We start from the raw sequence: 18,903 nt of genomic DNA on the forward strand, positions 1-18,903 counted from the left end.
CCCATGCGAAATTGGACTTTTCTTTCTTTGGAAGGAGAAGAGATATGAACACAGACAAAGCTTGTATTGTGCAGCGGGATTTTACGATATTACTTGAAACAGGCCATCCAAGCTATGAGACCGCTAGAGAACAAATTGCACCCTATGCGGAACTGGTGAAGAGTCCTCCTGCTTTTCATACATATAAAATGACCCCACTCACCCTGTGGAGTGCTGCAGCTATGGGGTACAGTGCTGACGATATTATTGAGAGCCTTGTGATGGTGTCCAGGTGGAATGTTCCTGCGTCACTGATTCAGGATGTTCGCGGAATTGTAGAAAAGTATGGGAAGTTAAAGCTTCAATCGGATGATGAGACTGGAGAATGCATACTTGTAAGCGAAGAGGCCAAATGGATTGACCAAATTCAGTCACATAAGGCGCTATCCTCGTATTCTTTTGAGCGATTAACCGATACGAAGCTTCTAATACCTGCGAAGGATCGCGGGCTAATTAAACAGCAGCTCATTCGTATCGGATATCCTGTTATGGACCAGGCGGGGTATAAGCATGGAAGTCCACTTGCCTTCTCGTGGAAATCAATAGAGCAGGGCAAGGGGACCCAGGAATTTCAACTTCGGGACTATCAGATGGAAGCGGCAAACGCCTTTGAAGGATCAGACGGACTTGGAGGAAGTGGAGTACTCGTACTCCCTTGTGGCGCGGGCAAGACGATTATCGGAATCGCTGTGATGGAACGACTGCAATGTGAGGTGCTCATTCTGACCTCCAACACGACCTCTGTTAGACAGTGGATCAGGGAGATTAATGAGAAGACGACAATTCCGGAAGCCTCTGTAGGCGAATACTCCGGGCAGACGAAGGAAGTAAGGCCCGTTACTGTGGCAACCTATCAAATTATGACTCATCGTAAAAACCAAAAGGATGAATTTACACATATGAAATTGTTCGGAGAGCGCAGCTGGGGGCTCATCATATATGATGAGGTGCATTTACTTCCTGCCCCTGTATTTCGGGCTACAGCTGACATCCAGGCTACGAGAAGACTTGGTCTCACTGCCACTTTGGTCCGTGAGGACGGCTGTGAGCAGGATGTATTTTCACTTATCGGCCCCAAACGTTATGACATGCCCTGGAAAGAGCTGGAGCTGCAAGGCTGGATTGCTGAGGTGGACTGCAGAGAGATTCGTGTACCTATGGAGGAGGAGCTGAAGCAAAAATACTTGTATGCCGAACCAAGGCAGAAATTTAGACTGGCCTCTGAGAATCCTGCTAAGCTCCCAGTAGTGAAGCGATTGCTTGACAGTCATCCGGATCTGCCGGCACTCATTATTGGCCAATACGTAGGCCAGCTGAAGCTGCTTGCTGAAGAATTACAGGTGCCGATTATAACAGGTGCAACCTCTCAGCAGGAAAGAAACCGCCTGTTTGCCGATTTTCGCAAGAAAAAGATTACTACGCTGATTGTCTCGAAGGTCGCTAACTTTGCCGTCGATCTACCTGATGCTGCGCTTGCGATTGAGGTATCGGGAAGCTATGGGTCACGACAGGAAGAAGCACAGCGTCTTGGGAGAATTTTGCGTCCCAAGGAAGGGGCCAATAAAGCTTATTTCTATACCTTGGTATCCAAGGATTCAAGAGAACAGGATTTTGCGTTAAAGAGACAAATGTTTCTTATTGAGCAGGGGTATGAATATCATGTAGCGGCTGAGAAGGAGGCCACCCTATAAAATGGCGAACCCAGAACGAATGGCATTCGAGAAAAGTGTAGAGCAATTAAATCAGCAGGAGAGGCTGCTGTATTTGACAGCCTTTCGGCTGTTCGGCAGCTCGCCGCTGCAGCTGGACTCGCTTCGGGCGGAGCTGTCGGGTCAGCTAAGCGGACTCGAGCTGGATCTTGCGGTTCTTCGGTTAAGAGGTCTTCAACTGTTGAAGACGGTAAAGAAAACGTGGGGAGAACAAATCTATTATATTCCTTCTGCGCATTTAGTATGGCTGACAGAACTAAACTTACTGCCTAAGTTGTCACTGTCAGGTAATCATGATTCCAAGGCGGAGCATGTCCTGCTTGAAGCGAAATCGGATATTACAGGGGAAGTCCTTCATATCCTGTCTTATATTGCGATTCATGGCATGCCTCTGACTGCCAAAGGGACGATACATAAGAAGACATTGGGCAGGCTGGGGGAAATGACCGTTCTCCAGTCTTCCGATTTCGAAGGGCTTGCTCTATCTTACGCTCATCCTGATGTTTATCCGGTGCATATCGCAGTGATCATGGATCTGCTGTTCAGCCTGGGTCTGGTTCGCAAAGAGGAAAGTCTGATCACGATTGTTGAGGATGTATTGAACAGTTGGCTGGACCTGTCAAATGAACAGATGAGGCAGAACATTTATCAGATTGCGGTAGAGAGGTATGGATCATCGAGCCCGGGAGCTCAGCACTTTCGTAGTCTGCTGACCTGCTGTGGAAGAAGAGATGCCGGACGGTCATGGCTCAATCTGGATATGCTCTGCACATGCTTAGTGGATAATGGATTTGCAACACAGATAACATCCACTGAGCTTGCTGATGCTGCCACAGGCTGGGCACGTCTGCTGGCTGCCTTTGGCTATGGAGAATTAGGTTCCTCTACGGACGGAGCTTATTATTTTCGATTTGAGGAGCCTGTTGATGAAGATGCGGATCGGGCCGAGGATCGAGATGAGGATCGATCGGGGATCTTTGTCCAGCCCGACTTTGAAGTCATGGTGCCGCAGAGCGCTTCCAAACGTCTAACATGGATATTGGAGGGCTGTGCAGAGCTTAAGGCTAGGGATCGAATGACGATATACAAATTGACCAAGGAAAGGCTTCATCTTGCGGCTGAGCATGGACTTGAGCCGGATACGGTCATGGAGTGGCTTGATCAATACAGCGAGACCGGTGTACCCGATCAAGTCCGGTTAACACTGAAGCAATGGGGAGCTGAGCTCGGGAAGACGACTTTTGAAGCGGTTATTCTGCTAAGATGCGCCAATCTGAAGGATGCGGATGCGATTGAGGCTCATCCTTCTTATTCGGTATGGCGCTCAGATATGGAGCGCATTGGCCCGAACCATTTTATTGTAAACAAGGACAAGCTAAATGAAATACAGAAACACCTGACTGCGATGGGCCTCTCTCCTGCAAAGGGCATTAAAGGTCTTAGTCCTGATACCCGGGTCTATCCGCTGACGAAGGAGCAGGCGGAGCTCCCTGTGAGGTTCTGTGCAGAAACAGGCAGACAAGGCTTCGTATATACCGGAAACAATCTGCACTATTACGAAAAGGTAGAAGATACACCCGACATTTCCAGTCTGCTGCCTGATTTCAAATCGATACCGAAGTCCTGGTATGAGGAATGGCGGGAATATCATCCTTCAACAGCTAAACAAATGGTTCAGCAGGCTATTTCCTGGCGGATTCGGCTCGGCATCGAATGTGCAGGAATACGAAGAGAATTTATCCCGGAGTCGATTGGCAGAGGCGAGCCTTGGTCAGTGAACGGCTATTTTGCGCCGGATAGAGCGGCGAACGTATCCGAGAAGAGTACACTTGTACCTTCAGAATGGACAAAGATGTCCCTTATTTTACCAAAATAAGTTAATTATCCAGCAAGATGGAGACAAAAACTCTTCTTATGTATAGGCTGATATGTTATGATAGATATAGTCCTTTTCCGAAAAGAATTGGAACTTTGATATAGATCGGGATGAATTTTCATGAGCGTATCTGAGCTAAATACGGTTGATATGGCCCAAGTGCTGTCATACGCCTATGAACTAGGCGATATGATTAACCAATCTACGTTAGTAACAGATTATTTATATTGGAAAGAGCGGGTTCAGCAGAATCCAGAGATTCAAGAATGGGTCCGACGTCTTTCGGACAAGAAGGAGCTATTCGCGGAAACGGAGCGCTTTGGGCATTTCCACCCCAATTATCATAGTGCCAAAGACGAAGTTAAGGCTGTAGAGGATCAGCTTGAAACTTATGAAGAAGTTAGACGTTTTAAGGAAGCTGAGGCACAGTTAGACGATATGCTGCATCAGATGTCTGAGACGATCGCTTTCTCTGTTTCTAGTTCCATTAAAGTTCCTAGCAACGATCCTTCACCAAAAGGCGGCTGCGGCGGGGGCGGAAGCTGCGGTTGCGGCGGCTGATTTGTTCTTCATGAACGCCGATGCCGGTACAAGGAGGATTTTGCAATAGACAGATATAGCAAAATCTGAAGAAGAGGTGAATTTCGCATGTTTGCACAGCGAACAGGATATATCATATGGGTCAGTGATCTAAAAGCTGCTCGCAATCTAGAAAAATATGGCACAGTACATTATATCTCAAGAAGAATGCATTACGTCGTAATGTATGTGAACGCAGAGCGCGCAGAGGATACAATGAAGAATGTCAAAAGACTATCCTATGTTCGCAAGATTGAACGTTCATACCGAAATGAGATTAAAACGGAGTACAGTAAGGACATTCCGGACAAAACCAGCTTTTACGGCGGGATTTGACCTGGTGTAAATACATCGGGAGGGAATTTCATATACAATCCGGCGGAGCGGCCCAATAGGCCGCTCTTTATTTTCATAAATTTGAATCCCTCCATCGATCAGATAGGGCTGCCGTCGGATGATTTTTTTGATTAACATACTAACAACTCAAATTTCTTATCACAGGAAGCAATTTTACCTTGAGCTATCGGGACTTATGTTGTAATATATTGGTTAAATATGTAGATAGAAAGACCTATCTTGTGGAGAGTGATATCCCATGCGAGACAAGTTGATGCAGCGCTGGAGCACTTACGAACCTTTTTATGTGGCTCTAGGTGATAAGAGAGTAGCTGATGTTGTCATTACGAACCATGCTAAGCTAAGATATGCGGACCGAGTAAGACAGGATAATAACGATATTGAGAACATTGCAGCATGGCTCTGGGAGTGCCTCAAGCAGAACAGGATTTCACCCTACTATCGGAATGAGCAAGATGTTTATCTCATTGATGGTGATCTGGTCGTGGTTGCTGAATTCTCTGAGTTGCCTGGTGAATATGATATTACAGGGAATCCGCTTCACAAAATGATCATTGTCACTTTCCTTGGACGGATGTCAGAGACGATTGAACTGCGTGATTTGAAGACTTACTATTCCTGGCTGCGGCATTCTAGACGAATGACGCTGGTGAAGAACAGCCGTAAGAGAAAGTAACACTGAGCCTAGCTAGCTTTGTAGCTTTGTTTGAGAAAGAGCTTTCCTTGGAATAATCGCTTTGTTCGAAAAGTGTGCATATATGCACACTTTTTTTTGTGGATCGGTTACAATAAGTAAAGTTTAAGGGGGAGTAGACCAAGATGAACTTTCACCAGCTACACATTTTTTATACCGTTGCGGACAAAGGGAGCTTCTCTGCAGCAGCTCAGGCTTTACATATGACACAACCGGCAGTCACGATGCAGATTCAATCACTGGAGGATTACTTCGGAACGAAGCTGATACATCGCTCTACGAAGAGGATCGAGTTATCGGAGGCTGGAGAAGCATTGCTCCCTTATGCCCTGCGCAGCATGGAGCTGTTTCGTGAAACGGACGAAGCGATGTCCTCCTTTACGGACAAGCTTCAGGGGAGACTGCTGATTGGCGCCAGCCTGACCATTGGTGAATATGTCCTGCCCCGTCTGCTTGGACCCTTCGGCAAGAAGCATCCCGATATATCGATTGTCATGAATGTGATGAACACGACTCAAATTATTGAAGGAATTATGAAGCATCAGCTGAATTTTGGAATGATTGAGGCGCCGCTCTCGCATCCGGATTTAATCGTTCAGCCTGCCATGCGGGATGAGCTGAAGCTGATCGTCCCAGGGAATCATCCGCTGACCTATAAAGAAGAGATTGGGCTGCATGATCTGCTTGAGTATCCATTTATTGTGCGTGAGAAGGGATCAGGAACAAGGCAGGTCATGGAGGATGCTATTCGTGAGCATGGAGTGGACCCGGCAAAGCTCAACACAGTGATGGAGCTGGGCAGCACAGGAGCTATTAAATCCGCCGTCGAGGCAGGTGTGGGTATAACAATAATATCTCCTTCCTCAGTGAAGCATGAAGTCACACTCGGTCTTCTCAAGGTACTGGAGCTGAAGGATATTGAGTTCAAACGAGAATTTTATGAGGTGTATTCTAAATCATCGATGCTGCCTATTTCGGCGGTGACCTTCTTGAATTACTTGAAGAAGCAGGCACAGTCTTTAGACGAGAGCTTCGATTAAAATGGCTCTGACAAGCGGAATAACGAAAGGTGTGCTCTAATTATGTCTATGGAAAACGGAATAAACCGCTGTGATTTGCATACGCATACGCTGGCTTCAGACGGTATGCAGTCACCTGCAGACAATGTCCGGCTTGCATCAGCTAGAGGTCTTGTGGCTGTGGCGATTACAGATCATGACACCGTCTCGGGTGTGGAGGAAGCCGTGAAGGCGGGGGAACAATATGGCATCCAGGTCGTTCCAGGTGTCGAGATCAGCACCCGGGCCGGAGGTAAGGATATCCATGTGCTTGGATATTTTGTTGATATACACAACGCTAAATTTCTAGAGCGGCTCGAATCTCTCAGACGTACTCGGGAAGGGCGGAATACGCGTATTCTGGAGAAGCTGCAGGAGCTTGGGCTGTCGGTGACGATGGATGACGTAATCCGTGTCATGAACAGACCTTTGGACAAGGATGAGACGATTGGACGTCCGCACATTGCCGATGCACTTGTTCATAAAGGTTATGTTAAGAACATGCGCGAAGCATTTGATCTCTATCTGGCTGAAGGGAAGCCGGGGTTCGTTAGTGTTCCTCGTGTATCACCTGCTGAAGCGATGGAATGGATTAGAGAGGCCGGCGGTAAGCCCGTTCTGGCGCATCCAGGTCTGTATGGGGACGACGAGCTGGTGAAGGGAATGATTGAGCAGGGCAAGCCCGAGGGTATTGAGGTCTACCATTCCGATCATGGCCCGGCGGAAGAAGCACGGTACAGAGCTATGGCTGAAAAATATAGTCTTGTCATGACAGGTGGATCAGACTTTCACGGGGAGAGACAGGGTGTCGTCTTTCACGGAGATTTGGGCAGTGTGACCGTGGATGCAGAAGTTCTGGAACAGTTAAACGGAAAGTAAACTGCAGCGTAAGATGAAACGGAAGCACCAAAAATACCTGCAGCAGTCTGAGCCATCCCTAATCTAAAAAACACCTTCAAAAGTGCCGCCATCCTGTAAATTGGCTGCATTTTATGAAGGTGTTTTGTCTATCATTAGTTCTTCACATGATCTGCTCTAGGTCAGGATCCGTTCTTGATCGTACTTGGGAGCTGTTTGATACGCTCCTCATCAGGGGTAACAAATAACGTCTTTTGGTTGTCATAAATAACAAAACCGGGCTTTGCGCCGTTCGGTTTCTTCACATGTCTGACCAGGGTGTAGTCTACAGGGACACTGCTTGATTCCTTGGCTTGGCTGTAATAGGCAGCCAGCTGAGCAGCTTCTTCAAGCGTCTCCTCACCAAAAGAACTCGACCGAATCACAACATGCGAGCCGGGAATATCCTTCGTATGCAGCCAGGTATCTCCTGAGCTTGCAAGACGGTTAGTTAAATATTCGTTTTGCAGATTGTTTTTGCCCACACAGATCTCAATGCCTTCGGATGATGTGAACACATGCAGGGTCGGCAAATTATTTTTCTTCTTTTTCTTCGAGCCTTTTTTGCTGCGATCCCTTAAGTATCCCTGAGACACTAGTTCCTCGCGAATTTCCTCAATATCGCTCATGGAGGCGATGGACAGCTGCTGCAGCAGATTGTCCATATAATCAATCTCTTCACGAGTCTTCTTCAGCTGATCCTCGATGATCTGCAGGCTGTTCTTGTATTTGTTGTACTTCTTGAAGTAGCGCTGTGCGTTGTCTGATGGTGTAAGAAGCGGATCCAGCGGAATTCTTACTTCCTTCTGCTCCTCATCATAGAAGTTGGGAAGCACAGCTTCCTTGTCCCCCTTCTGGATCGCATACAGCGATGCGAATAGAAGCTCTCCGTAGATTCGATATTGATCTGCATCATCAGCTTCGGCAAGATCCTTCTGCAAGTGGTCCAGCTTCTTCACATTTTTGTTGCGCTCGTTCTGCAAAAAGCGGAGCAGGTCGCTCACCTTCTGTTTGACTGCGTCCCGTTCAGCCTTCTCGCCGTAATACGCCTCCATGCATTTGCTGATGGAAGAGAATGGGGTGAGCTCTTCGCTCAGATGTGTAAGAGGAATGGCTGAGAACACCATTTTCCCCTTTGGATTTTGACCGATCACAGGACTGAGCTCATCCGAAGATACAAGGCTCATCACCTCATTGAAGGCCTGGATCAACCTCGGCATTGCCTCAGACTTCGGCTCTCCGCTAAGCTGGGCTCGATACACGATTTCCTCAGCTATTAGCGGACTTATACCGCTGAAGGTATCGACGAGCCACTTAGCAGCTGTCCCTTCATAGGCTGTATAGGCTTCAAATACGGCTGAGTCGGCCATTAATGGATGATGCTTGTTCTGCTGAGGCGGCTCGGTATAAGAAAATCCGGGCATGATCACCCGATAGCTGCTAATCGCCGGAGTGACGTGATGAATACCATCCATCATGGTACCTGATGAAGGATCCAGCAAAATAATATTGCTGTGTCGTCCCATCAGCTCAATAATGATCCGTTTTACAGATACATCCCCCAGCTCGTCTCGCTGCCTTACGTCAATGTGAATAATTCTTTCCATACCGACCTGACTGATCTTCTCAATAATCCCGCTCTCACAGTGCTTGCGCAGCAGCATACAGAACATGGGTGCTTCCGTCGGATTAATGAAGGTTTGCTCTGTAAAATGAACCCGCGGGTAGGTAGGGCTTGCTGACAGCAGCAGCTTGGCATTCTCCCGGCCTGCTCGAAGGCTGATCACGATATCATGCGTATTAGGTTGATGTATTTTATTGATGCGTCCGCCAACACAGGCTTGCAGCTCGTCTACAATAGCGCGGACGACGATTCCGTCTAGTGCCATATTTTTAGTGTTCTCCCATCTTAAGCTTTGATTCGTAGCCGAGTACGGCTAGATTCACTTCTTACTATCATGCCATAGTTTTGACAAAAACTTAAGAGCTCTTTAGATGTGATAATTCAGTCCTTGTCCGAATACAGTAATGTTAGTAGTTTGTCCGGCATTATTGACGGTGCTTACTGAAGAACCTGAATCCTATTTTGACTTGGGCACGTCATGACACTGGACAGGCACAGGACTATAGACCGGGAGGGGAAACTGCACGTGATGGAGCATAAGAATTGGCATCAGATGAGCATAGAGGATCTTGGGGCCAGCCTGGATGTGGACCCGCAGATAGGTCTGACAGAAGCCGAAGCGGAAGAAAGACAAAAAAAATCAGGAGCTAACGAGCTGTCCGAAGGGAAAGGAATCTCACCGATCACCCTTTTCCTGAATCAATTCAAGGATTTTATGGTGCTTGTTCTGGTTGGTGCCACACTTGTATCCGGGCTGCTGGGCGAATATCTGGATGCTATCACCATTATCGCGATTATTCTGCTGAATGGAATCCTTGGGTTTGTACAGGAGTTTCGTGCCGAACGATCGCTCAGCGCGCTCAAGAAATTGTCTGCGCCGACTTCTAAGGTGCTGCGGAACGGTAAGGTAATGCAAATACCGGCCAAAAACTTGGTCCAGGGAGATATTGTCATACTGGAGAGCGGAGATCGCGTTCCGGCCGATATTCGCTTTGTTGCAGCCAGCAACTGTGATGTTGAAGAATCTGCGCTCACGGGAGAATCTGTGCCGGTTAGTAAGCATAGCAGAATCATTCAGCAAGAGGAAATCCCGCTCGGTGATCAGAAGAATATCGGTTTCATGGGCACGATGGTGACCAGAGGAACAGCGAAGGGAATCGTAATTCGCACCGGCATGGATACCGAAATGGGCAAAATCGCTGATCTGATCCAGAATACCGAAGCGCAGGAGACACCTTTGCAGCGCAGACTTGAGCAGCTAGGCAAAATATTAATCGTCGTTGCCCTGGTACTTACCGTTCTGGTTGTTGTGGCAGGTATTCTGCATGGACAACCGGCAGTGGGGATGTTCCTGGCAGGTGTGAGCCTTGCTGTAGCCGCAATCCCTGAAGGTCTGCCTGCGATTGTAACGATTGCGCTTGCGCTTGGTGTACAGCGTATGATCAAACGGAAGGCCATTGTCCGCAAGCTTCCTTCGGTTGAAACACTGGGATCGGCCTCGGTCATTTGCTCGGATAAGACGGGAACACTGACGCAGAACAAAATGACGGTAACGGATGTATGGCAGGGCGGACGTCATCTGAAGGTGTCCGGGGAAGGATACAGTCCTTCCGGAGAAATTACGTATCAAGACCAAATCGTGGACTTGAAGAGTGATCAATCTCTTCGCAGACTGTTCCAGATTAGTGCACTTTGCAACAATGCGCAGATCGAAGAGGTTCCGGCCGGAGATATGCGAAACGGCAAAAAGCTGCTGGAGGAGACGGAGTGGAGACTGAAGGGGGATCCAACAGAAGGAGCCCTGGTTACGCTTGCCTCCAAAGCCGGTGTATCACCGCAAAGCCTGTCTGGCTTATATGAGCGTGTGCAGGAGTTTCCATTCGACTCGGAACGGAAGCTGATGTCTGTCATGATGAAGCATCAAGGCGGAAGACTGATCTTTACTAAAGGTGCGCCGGACGTATTAATCCAGGAATGCACCTACATCATGTGGGAAGGCAAGGTAGTGCCATTTACAGGGACGCTGAGACAGAGGGTTACGGCAGCGGGAGAGAGAATGGCAAGCTCGGCTTTGAGAGTGCTGGGCATGGCCTATCGTGAAGTGAAGCCGGAAGAACACGTCGATTGTGAACAGAAAGCAGAAAGTCAGCTGATCTTTGTTGGCCTAGCCGGGATGATTGATCCTCCACGCAAGGAGGTACGTGATGCGATTGCAACCTGCAGAAGAGCCGGAATCAAGACAGTCATGATTACGGGTGACCATTCCATGACAGCGGAGGCGATTGCACATCAGCTTGGCATATTGCCGCGGGATGGTAAGGTACTGACAGGTCAGCATCTTGCTTCATTAAGTGATGATGAGCTGGACAATGAAGTCGAGCAGACCTATGTTTATGCAAGAGTATCTCCGGAGCATAAGCTGAGGATCGTAAAATCACTTCAGCGCAAAGGCCACGTGGTTGCTATGACAGGAGATGGTGTTAATGACGCGCCTGCGATCAAAGCCGCAGATATCGGGATTGCGATGGGGATCACAGGTACGGATGTAACCAAGGAAGCCTCTGCTCTCATACTAAGTGATGACAATTTCTCTACCATTGTTTCGGCTATTGAGGAAGGGCGAAATATATATGAGAACATAAGAAAGTTTATTCGTTATTTGCTGGCTTCCAATGTCGGAGAGATATTAACGATGTTCTTCGCCATGATGGCAGGTCTACCACTGCCACTGTTGCCGATTCAGATTCTATGGGTCAATCTTGTGACCGACGGGCTGCCAGCGATGGCATTAGGAGTCGACCAGCCGGAGAAAGATCTAATGGAGCATAAACCGCGTTCTGCGAAAGAAAACATTTTTGCAAGAAGACTGGGCTGGAAGATTATTAGCCGTGGTGTGCTGATCGGATTATGTACGCTGGGGGCATTCTGGTTAACGTTACAGGCCGCACCCGATAGTGAAGGGCAGCTTGTTAAAGCCCAGTCCGTAGCTTTTGCAACCCTTGTCATGGCGCAGCTCATCCATGTATTTGACTGCCGAAGCTCAAGATCTATATTCCATCGCAATCCGCTGCAGAATAAATATTTGGTTCTTGCGGTTCTGTCATCTGTCATTCTGATGCTTATCGTAATGTACACGCCTCAACTGCAGCCGATCTTCAAAACTGTACCGCTTGATCTAAGAGAGTGGGCGCTTGTTATCGTTGCTGCCGGAATTCCTACATTCCTTCTTGGAATCGGCAGTGTATGGGGAGGACGCCGTAACCGTAGGAGATTGACAACCGGAGGCTACACACCAAAAAATACAAAGTTTTCAGCATAAAGTAGATTTCCTTCGCTCCTTGAGGTATGCTATCCTGAAAAAGTCAAATGCTTATCATATTTTAGTAGGATACTTGAGATAAACAGCTTGGCTGGAGAGAATGAGCTTATTTATGATAGCTATCATGAATGGTTCTTTCGATCTGGAGTGCCAAAAGGAGCGGAGTTACGTCATGGAATTTACGAAAATGCATGGACTGGGTAACGACTTTGTTGTCGTATATGGAGAACAAGAGCTTCCCGCTAACGCGGCTGAGCTGGCGATAAAATGGTGCGATCGATTCTTTGGGATCGGTGCAGATGGGCTTGTATTTATTTTGCCTTCCGATACTGCGGATTTCCAAATGCGCATCATTAATTCGGATGGTACAGAGGCTGAACAATGCGGTAATGCAATTCGCTGTGTTGCCAAATATGTGTACGATAAAGGACATATTGACCGGGAAGAGATTACGATTCGTACGATTGGGGCAGGCGTACAGCCCGTTCAGCTGACTGTAAAGGACGGCAAAGTGGAGACGGTGCGTGTTGATATGGGAGAACCTCAGCTTGACGGTCTTAAGGTGCCGACGACAATTGATGCAAATCCAGTTGTGAATGAACCTATAGAGGTGGGAGGCAGCGGCTTCCGGTTCACTGCAGTATCTATGGGTAATCCACACTGTGTAATTTATGTTGATGATGCCGTGAGCTTTGATCTGGCCGCATGGGGACCTAAAATGGAAGTGCATCCGTTGTTCCCTAACAAAACGAATGTGGAGTTTGCAACGGTGAAGGATCGCAGGCATGTAGATATGCGGGTGTGGGAACGCGGCGCAGGACCGACGCTCGCCTGTGGAACCGGGGCTTGTGCTACCTTGGTATCCTCTGTTCTGAACGATGTAACGGATCGTGAAGCCTGGATCAGTCTAAAGGGCGGTGACCTGTATATTGAGTGGAGTGAGGAAGATAACCATGTATACATGTCAGGACCTGCCGAGATTGTATATACAGGAACTACGAACTGATGTAATCGGAATACTATTATAAAGTTATAAATCTGAAGGCATCCCCATTAACCATTGTTTTGGTTGATGGGCGTGCTTTTTTTATGGAATCATACGGAATACCGACAAATGGGTAAGGAGTGATTAGTTATGCTGTTAGAGATTATAGCAACGACCGTGGACGACGCCGTTACGGCAGAGAAGTGCGGTGCCAATCGCTTGGAGCTGATTACGGCCATTACTGAAGGCGGATTAACTCCAGGAATCGGTCTTGTCTCCCAAGTGGTGAAGTCTGTTAGCATTCCCGTGCATGTCATGGTGCGTCCACATAGCCGTTCCTTCGTTTATAGTGAGACCGATGTGGAAACGATGGCTGCCGAGATTGAGGCGATCCGGCAGACAGGTGCGGCAGGCGTTGTACTTGGAGCGCTGACAACAGATGGCAAAATCGATGTTAGAACGTTAGAGCTGCTGCTCAAGTCAGCTGGTGATCTGCAGGTGACGTTTCATCGTGCCTTTGATGAGCTGGAGGATCAGCTGGAGGGTCTCAGTACTCTTGCGAAGTATCATGCAGTAACGAGAGTTCTCACCTCCGGTGGTCCGAAGCCGGCCCCCCAGTCGATTCCACAAATTCGCAGACTTGTGGAACAGGCAGCAGGAAGCCACCTTTGTATTCTAGCGGGCAGTGGCTTGAAGAGAGAAATGATCACGAACTTTATTGAGCAAACCGGTGTAACAGAGATCCACTTCGGCTCTGCCGTCCGCTACGATCAGTCCGGTCTACAGCCGATCAATCCGGCCGAGCTGCGTGCCCTCTCTGATTGCATCCATAAATAAAAGGGGCAGGAAAAAGTAAATGCTGACAAGCAGATATTTGTCTATTATCTAAGTAATGGGACAGCAGCAGCCTGCTTTTTTTGCTTAAACAATCCTCCCATTTGTGTTACATTAGTGTGAATAAATTGGAATTGGCGGGAGGAGAACGATGGCGGATTTACGTGAAGTGTTGAAGAATGAAGTCATTATTGGCGATGGCGCTATGGGAACACAGCTCTATCAAATGGGTGTGCCGGTCGGAGTTTCTTACGAGGAATTAAACCTGACATCCCCCGAGATGGTCAAGGATGTTCATCGCAGATACATTGAAGCGGGAGCTAGGCTCATTGAAACAAATACATTTTCTGCGAATTACGTTAACCTATCCAAATATGGACTTGAAGATCAAGTCGAGGCAATCAACCGGGCGGGTGTGAGGGTTGCGCGGGAAGCCATGGGGAATAAAGGGTTTGTGGTTGGCGCAGTCGGAGCCATTCGCGCCGGTAAGAGAGCAGATATTTCCGCTGCCAAGCTGAATCTTTATTTCGAACAGCAGATATCCGCTCTAGTGGGAGAGGGAATTGACGGGGTATTGCTTGAAACCTTCTATGATGTGGAGGAGCTTGTCATTGCTGTTCGACAGGTTAAGAAGTTGACTGATCTGCCGATCATTTGCCAGTTTGCTATTGATGATGTCGGCCGTACGTTCGATGGATTCACAATGCCTGAAGCGTTCTCGATTCTGCATAAAGAAGGCGCGGATGTAATCGGATTTAATTGCCGGACAGGTCCTAATGGTATTATGCGGGCAATGGAATCTGTTCAGAATTTAGGAATTCCGATGTCGGTATTCCCGAATGCGGGTCTGGCGGAATACGTTGACGGGGAATACCGGTATGGTGCTTCTGCTGAATACTTCGGTCAGAGCGCCGTCCGGTTCGCTGATTTGAATGCACGGATTATCGGCGGATGCTGCGGTACGACACCGGAGCATATTAAAGCCATGGTATCAGCTCTTGATACTTATGAGGCAGCTCCATTAACGGTAGTCGATGATGAGCTTCTGCCGGTGCCGGACTCCGTATCCGAGACGCTTGCCGATGGAAGTGCAGCAGGCACGATTCGAACAGATCCTACAATTGTAGACTTGGTTAAAGAACGCCACACCGTCATCGTTGAACTTGACCCTCCGCGTGATCTTGATATTCAGAAATTTCTAACCGGAGCGAAGAGTCTGAAGAAGGCTGGAGTTGATGCGTTGACACTGGCTGATAATTCTCTCGCGGTAACCCGGATGAGCAATATGGCGCTTGGATATTTAGCGAAGGAGCAGACCGGCCTGAGACCGCTGATTCATATCGCCTGCCGGGACCGCAATATGATCGGAACCCAGTCCCATCTCATGGGCTTTGATGCGCTGGGCATTGATCATGTGCTGGCAGTAACCGGGGACCCTGCAAGGTTCGGAGACCTTCCGGATTCAAGCTCTGTCTATGATCTGACATCATTTGAAATCATACGAATGATCAAGCAGCTGAACAGTGGAATAGCGTTCTCCGGTAAACCGCTTAAGCAAAAAGCCGACTTCATTGTAGGTGCCGCATTCAATCCGAATGTGAAATATTTGGAGAAGGCGGTACAGCGTCTCGAGAAGAAGATTGCTGCAGGTGCAGACTATATTATGACCCAGCCAATCTATGATCCTAAGCTGTTTGTACAGCTCAAGGAAGCAACGAGCCATTTGGATATTCCGATATTTGTAGGAATTATGCCGCTCGCAAGTGGTCGAAATGCAGAATATTTGCACAATGAGGTGCCAGGTATTCAATTATCGGACGCAGTCAGAGAAAGAATGGCGGGGCTCGAAGGCGAAGAGGGCCGCAAGGTGGGTACGGCAATAGCGAAGGAGCTGCTGGACGTAGCGATGGAGCATTTTAATGGAATCTATATAATGACTCCGTTCATGTTCTATGGAATGAGTGAAGAGCTGACTCACTATGTGTGGGAGAAATCAGGCCGTGTAATTAAGACCTAAAATCCGGCCAAATAGAGTATCACGAATGAAATCGAAAAAAAGTCCGTGCCTGCTGTGCTGAATACTGCAGGTACGGACTTTTGTGCTGTTGCTCTATACTATGATGGTTAAGTTTAAGCAATTGATTGATCATGAGAAAAGGTTCCGGAGCTGTTCCGGTATCGGTCTGCTTTTTCGAGTGGAAGGGTCGATGGTCACGCTTGTAATGAGCGCGTCTGCGCAGATCTCCTGGGCTTCATTTAATATCGTTTGTCTAAGCACATAACTTGAATTCCGGGCACTGTCCTGTTCTGTTGTGACCGTAAGGAGCTGGCCCTGATAGCATTCCTTGCGATAGTTGATATTGATATTAACGGTGACCGTCTGACAGCCAAGCTCAAGCAGTGTTTTGTATGACAGCCCTCCCGCTTCATACCATTCATCTCGTGCCCATTCCAGATATTCTAGATATTTCGCATTATTTACGTGGCCGTTAACATCAATCTCGGTGGGACGAACAATAAGGTTCAGTTCTGTTTTCATTAAGCAGCTCTCCTGTTTAAGTTTTTATGGGGCGTTACTAGGAAGGCGGTGCCTGAAGTGCAAATAAATAATGTATGCAGATTCTAATAGGAAGCCCTGAATTAGGCAATAATGGTATGAATTAATGGCAAATCCCCCATGATTATCGTACTTGTTTAAGCCTGTATTATCCGATACAATAGTATAATGGATGTGATGCCGATGTCATTCAGTATGACCGGATACGGTCAATATTTGCTCAGCTATGGCGGGTATAAGGTACAACTTGAAGTTAAATCTGTCAACCATAGATACTGTGAAGTTGTCTTTAGGATGCCAAGGGAATGGAGTCGTTTCGAAGACGGGCTTCGCAGAATGGTACAGCGTAAACTTGCACGAGGCAGAATTGATGTTTTCATTACGAGAGAATTGGATGACAGCAGCAGAGGTACTGTGCTGAACAAGCAGATGGCTGCTTCCTATCTTGAGGCTTCAAGGGAGCTTGAGTCCAGCTTCGGGATGAAGGGGAACCTGACCATTTCAGAGATGCTGCAGCTGCCTGGTGTGTTAGTGAGTTCTGAGGAGATGAGCAATCTTACAGTCTTTGAGGACGAGAACTGGGAGACTGCGCTGCAGGAAGGACTAGCACTTGCACTTGATGAGCTGCTTGATATGCGCTCTCGTGAAGGAAGTCATCTTGCCGCTGATTTGAAGTCGCGAATATTGAGTCTGCAGGCTCATCATGCAGCGATGGTTCAGTTAGCGCCTGCTGTAGTGACGGAGTACCGAAGCAAGCTGAGACAGCGATTAACCGAAATTTCTGATGCACCATTCGATGAACATAGATTTGGTATGGAGATCGCGATTTTTGCCGACCGATCCAACATAGATGAGGAACTGACTCGTCTCTCTAGTCATATGGCTCAGTGCGAAGAGCTGCTCACCGTGCGTGAGCCTATAGGGCGCAAGCTTGATTTCTTGATCCAGGAGATGAATCGTGAAGTCAACACCATCGGCACTAAAGCTCACCACCTGGGGCTGGTTAATCTGGTAGTCGAGATGAAGGCCGAGCTGGAGAAGATCAGAGAACAAGCTGCGAATTTAGAATAGGCAATGAACACTAAGTTGAATCAATTTCATAATACCTTTAGCTGCTTTTTTAATGATTTTTATGAAATTGATTCAGTTTTGCAAAGATTACACCAGTAATAGGGGGACGAACCTGAATATGGCAATTAAACTCATAAATATAGGATTCGGCAATATCGTTTCGGCGAATCGCATCATTTCTATTGTTAGTCCTGAATCCGCCCCAATCAAAAGAATTATACAGGAAGCACGGGATCGTCACATGTTGATTGACGCTACATATGGACGCAGAACTCGTGCGGTAATAATTACAGACAGTGATCATGTGATCCTGTCTGCAGTGCAGCCGGAGACGGTTGCCCATCGTTTATCTTCTAAAGACGATGACAACGACGAATAAAATGGAGTGTAATATGTCTAAGGGATTACTAATTGTATTATCAGGACCGTCCGGTGTAGGAAAAGGAACCGTGTGCACTGCTCTAAGAAAACGAGTTCCTGAACTCATCTATTCAGTGTCAGCGACAACTCGTCAGCCAAGACTTGGTGAAGAGAACGGAGTCAATTATTTTTTCAAGAGTCGAGAGCAGTTTCTTGATATGATTGAGAAGGATCAGCTTCTGGAGCATGCGGAGTATGTAGGCAACTATTATGGAACCCCGCGTGATTTCGTAGAGGAGACTCTTAATTCCGGTAAAGATATCATTTTGGAGATTGAAGTCCAAGGAGCTCTCAAAGTTAAAGAGAAGTTTCCAGAAGGAATTTTCGTATTTCTGCTGCCTCCGTCTCTTGATGAATTGAAGGATCGAATTCAAGGCAGAGGCACCGAGAATCAGGCGACCATTGATCACCGCATGTCTGTAGCCGAGCAGGAGATCAGTTTGCTGCAGCAATATGATTATGCAGTCGTCAACGACGAAATTGATTTGGCTTGCAAACGAATAGAATCGATCATCATCGCCGAACATTGTAAAATAAATAGTAAATCGAAATGAGGAGTGCTCCATGCTATATCCATCTATTGATGAAATGATGAACAAGGTAGACAGTAAATACTCTCTGGTGGTTGCAGCTTCGAGACGCGCCAGACAGCTGCGTGAAGGTGAGAAATCCGAACTCAGAAACCCGAAATCCCATAAGCAAGTCGGTATTGCACTTGAAGAGATCTATGGTGATTTTGTGCGTGTGGAGAAAGGTCATGACGAAGAGGAAGCAGAACAACAAGACAGCCAGTCATAATCTATACGCGAAATACGAATAAGGTACAGCCCTGATAAAAGTGACAACCGCAAGGTTGTTATTTTTTTCTTTAGACGCGTAATTCG

The 18,903-nt window shown here is 47.5% G+C and carries 17 protein-coding genes; 15 read left to right on the top strand and 2 right to left on the bottom strand.

Annotation, left to right across the window (positions count from 1 at the left end):
• Positions 1–44 precede the first annotated feature (44 nt).
• From TCA2_RS07390 to TCA2_RS07420, 7 genes are all read left to right on the top strand, one after another.
• Complete coding sequence (locus tag TCA2_RS07390) at positions 45–1,730, top strand: DNA repair helicase XPB (RefSeq protein WP_047910942.1); 1,686 nt, start codon at positions 45–47, stop codon at positions 1,728–1,730.
• Position 1,731: 1 nt separating this feature from the next.
• Positions 1,732–3,624, top strand: coding sequence for a helicase-associated domain-containing protein (locus TCA2_RS07395; protein ID WP_047910943.1), 1,893 nt, complete (start codon positions 1,732–1,734; stop codon positions 3,622–3,624).
• A gap of 120 nt (positions 3,625–3,744) precedes the next feature.
• A complete protein-coding gene (locus TCA2_RS07400) occupies positions 3,745–4,185 on the top strand; it encodes a YlbF family regulator (RefSeq protein ID WP_047910944.1) in 441 nt (146 codons plus the stop codon).
• 87 nt (positions 4,186–4,272) lie between these two features.
• A complete protein-coding gene (locus tag TCA2_RS07405) occupies positions 4,273–4,539 on the top strand; it encodes a YlbG family protein (protein ID WP_047910945.1) in 267 nt (88 codons plus the stop codon).
• A 259-nt stretch (positions 4,540–4,798) separates the two neighbouring features.
• Positions 4,799–5,236 carry a hypothetical protein gene (locus TCA2_RS07410; protein WP_047910946.1) on the top strand — a complete coding sequence of 146 codons (438 nt, stop codon included), beginning with the start codon at positions 4,799–4,801 and terminating at the stop codon, positions 5,234–5,236.
• 143 nt (positions 5,237–5,379) lie between these two features.
• Positions 5,380–6,294 (top strand): selenium metabolism-associated LysR family transcriptional regulator, encoded by a 915-nt coding sequence (locus tag TCA2_RS07415; protein ID WP_047910947.1) that lies wholly within the window; start codon positions 5,380–5,382, stop codon positions 6,292–6,294.
• 48 nt (positions 6,295–6,342) lie between these two features.
• Entirely contained in the window at positions 6,343–7,191 is an 849-nt protein-coding gene (locus tag TCA2_RS07420; RefSeq protein WP_047911228.1) for a PHP domain-containing protein, read from the top strand.
• A 161-nt stretch (positions 7,192–7,352) separates the two neighbouring features.
• On the opposite strand, the gene TCA2_RS07425 is transcribed toward TCA2_RS07420, so the two are convergent.
• Positions 7,353–9,098, bottom strand: a complete 1,746-nt coding sequence (locus TCA2_RS07425) for an NFACT family protein (protein WP_047910948.1) — start codon at positions 9,096–9,098, stop codon at positions 7,353–7,355.
• Between the two features lie 264 nt (positions 9,099–9,362).
• On the opposite strand from TCA2_RS07425, the gene TCA2_RS07430 reads away from it, so the two are divergent.
• The 4 genes from TCA2_RS07430 to TCA2_RS07445 all read left to right on the top strand — a co-directional run bounded on the left by TCA2_RS07430 (position 9,363) and on the right by TCA2_RS07445 (position 15,988).
• A complete protein-coding gene (locus tag TCA2_RS07430; RefSeq protein WP_047910949.1) occupies positions 9,363–12,152 on the top strand; it encodes a calcium-translocating P-type ATPase, SERCA-type in 2,790 nt (929 codons plus the stop codon).
• Between the two features lie 172 nt (positions 12,153–12,324).
• Complete coding sequence (gene dapF, locus TCA2_RS07435) at positions 12,325–13,158, top strand: diaminopimelate epimerase (protein ID WP_047910950.1); 834 nt, start codon at positions 12,325–12,327, stop codon at positions 13,156–13,158.
• A 129-nt stretch (positions 13,159–13,287) separates the two neighbouring features.
• Positions 13,288–13,974, top strand: coding sequence for a copper homeostasis protein CutC (locus tag TCA2_RS07440; RefSeq protein WP_047910951.1), 687 nt, complete (start codon positions 13,288–13,290; stop codon positions 13,972–13,974).
• A 148-nt stretch (positions 13,975–14,122) separates the two neighbouring features.
• Positions 14,123–15,988, top strand: a complete 1,866-nt coding sequence (locus TCA2_RS07445; protein WP_047910952.1) for a bifunctional homocysteine S-methyltransferase/methylenetetrahydrofolate reductase — start codon at positions 14,123–14,125, stop codon at positions 15,986–15,988.
• 129 nt (positions 15,989–16,117) lie between these two features.
• Here the strand turns inward: TCA2_RS07445 and TCA2_RS07450 are convergent, their stop codons facing one another.
• The gene (locus TCA2_RS07450; protein WP_047910953.1) at positions 16,118–16,510 is read right to left on the bottom strand and encodes a thioesterase family protein; all 393 of its coding nucleotides are present in this window, start codon (positions 16,508–16,510) and stop codon (positions 16,118–16,120) included.
• A gap of 201 nt (positions 16,511–16,711) precedes the next feature.
• Here TCA2_RS07450 and TCA2_RS07455 point away from each other — a divergent pair, with 201 nt between their 5' ends.
• The 4 genes from TCA2_RS07455 to rpoZ all read left to right on the top strand — a co-directional run bounded on the left by TCA2_RS07455 (position 16,712) and on the right by rpoZ (position 18,817).
• Positions 16,712–17,599, top strand: a complete 888-nt coding sequence (locus TCA2_RS07455; protein ID WP_047910954.1) for a YicC/YloC family endoribonuclease — start codon at positions 16,712–16,714, stop codon at positions 17,597–17,599.
• Positions 17,600–17,717: 118 nt separating this feature from the next.
• Entirely contained in the window at positions 17,718–17,978 is a 261-nt protein-coding gene (gene remA, locus TCA2_RS07460; protein WP_006209218.1) for an extracellular matrix/biofilm regulator RemA, read from the top strand.
• A 13-nt stretch (positions 17,979–17,991) separates the two neighbouring features.
• Positions 17,992–18,573 (top strand): guanylate kinase, encoded by a 582-nt coding sequence (gmk, locus tag TCA2_RS07465; RefSeq protein ID WP_047910955.1) that lies wholly within the window; start codon positions 17,992–17,994, stop codon positions 18,571–18,573.
• A gap of 10 nt (positions 18,574–18,583) precedes the next feature.
• Positions 18,584–18,817 (top strand): DNA-directed RNA polymerase subunit omega, encoded by a 234-nt coding sequence (gene rpoZ / locus TCA2_RS07470; protein ID WP_047910956.1) that lies wholly within the window; start codon positions 18,584–18,586, stop codon positions 18,815–18,817.
• Positions 18,818–18,903 lie beyond the last annotated feature (86 nt).

The organism is Paenibacillus sp. TCA20 (assembly GCF_000732325.1).
Lineage (GTDB): Bacteria > Bacillota > Bacilli > Paenibacillales > Paenibacillaceae > Paenibacillus > Paenibacillus urinalis.

Coding starts and splice junctions, on each gene's coding strand:
- TCA2_RS07390 (WP_047910942.1), top strand. CDS start 45: ATGAACACAGACAAAGCTTGTATTGTGCAGCGGGATTTTACGATATTA.
- TCA2_RS07395 (WP_047910943.1), top strand. CDS start 1,732: ATGGCGAACCCAGAACGAATGGCATTCGAGAAAAGTGTAGAGCAATTA.
- TCA2_RS07400 (WP_047910944.1), top strand. CDS start 3,745: ATGAGCGTATCTGAGCTAAATACGGTTGATATGGCCCAAGTGCTGTCA.
- TCA2_RS07405 (WP_047910945.1), top strand. CDS start 4,273: ATGTTTGCACAGCGAACAGGATATATCATATGGGTCAGTGATCTAAAA.
- TCA2_RS07410 (WP_047910946.1), top strand. CDS start 4,799: ATGCGAGACAAGTTGATGCAGCGCTGGAGCACTTACGAACCTTTTTAT.
- TCA2_RS07415 (WP_047910947.1), top strand. CDS start 5,380: ATGAACTTTCACCAGCTACACATTTTTTATACCGTTGCGGACAAAGGG.
- TCA2_RS07420 (WP_047911228.1), top strand. CDS start 6,343: ATGGAAAACGGAATAAACCGCTGTGATTTGCATACGCATACGCTGGCT.
- TCA2_RS07425 (WP_047910948.1), bottom strand. CDS start 9,098: ATGGCACTAGACGGAATCGTCGTCCGCGCTATTGTAGACGAGCTGCAA.
- TCA2_RS07430 (WP_047910949.1), top strand. CDS start 9,363: ATGGAGCATAAGAATTGGCATCAGATGAGCATAGAGGATCTTGGGGCC.
- dapF (WP_047910950.1), top strand. CDS start 12,325: ATGGAATTTACGAAAATGCATGGACTGGGTAACGACTTTGTTGTCGTA.
- TCA2_RS07440 (WP_047910951.1), top strand. CDS start 13,288: ATGCTGTTAGAGATTATAGCAACGACCGTGGACGACGCCGTTACGGCA.
- TCA2_RS07445 (WP_047910952.1), top strand. CDS start 14,123: ATGGCGGATTTACGTGAAGTGTTGAAGAATGAAGTCATTATTGGCGAT.
- TCA2_RS07450 (WP_047910953.1), bottom strand. CDS start 16,510: ATGAAAACAGAACTGAACCTTATTGTTCGTCCCACCGAGATTGATGTT.
- TCA2_RS07455 (WP_047910954.1), top strand. CDS start 16,712: ATGTCATTCAGTATGACCGGATACGGTCAATATTTGCTCAGCTATGGC.
- remA (WP_006209218.1), top strand. CDS start 17,718: ATGGCAATTAAACTCATAAATATAGGATTCGGCAATATCGTTTCGGCG.
- gmk (WP_047910955.1), top strand. CDS start 17,992: ATGTCTAAGGGATTACTAATTGTATTATCAGGACCGTCCGGTGTAGGA.
- rpoZ (WP_047910956.1), top strand. CDS start 18,584: ATGCTATATCCATCTATTGATGAAATGATGAACAAGGTAGACAGTAAA.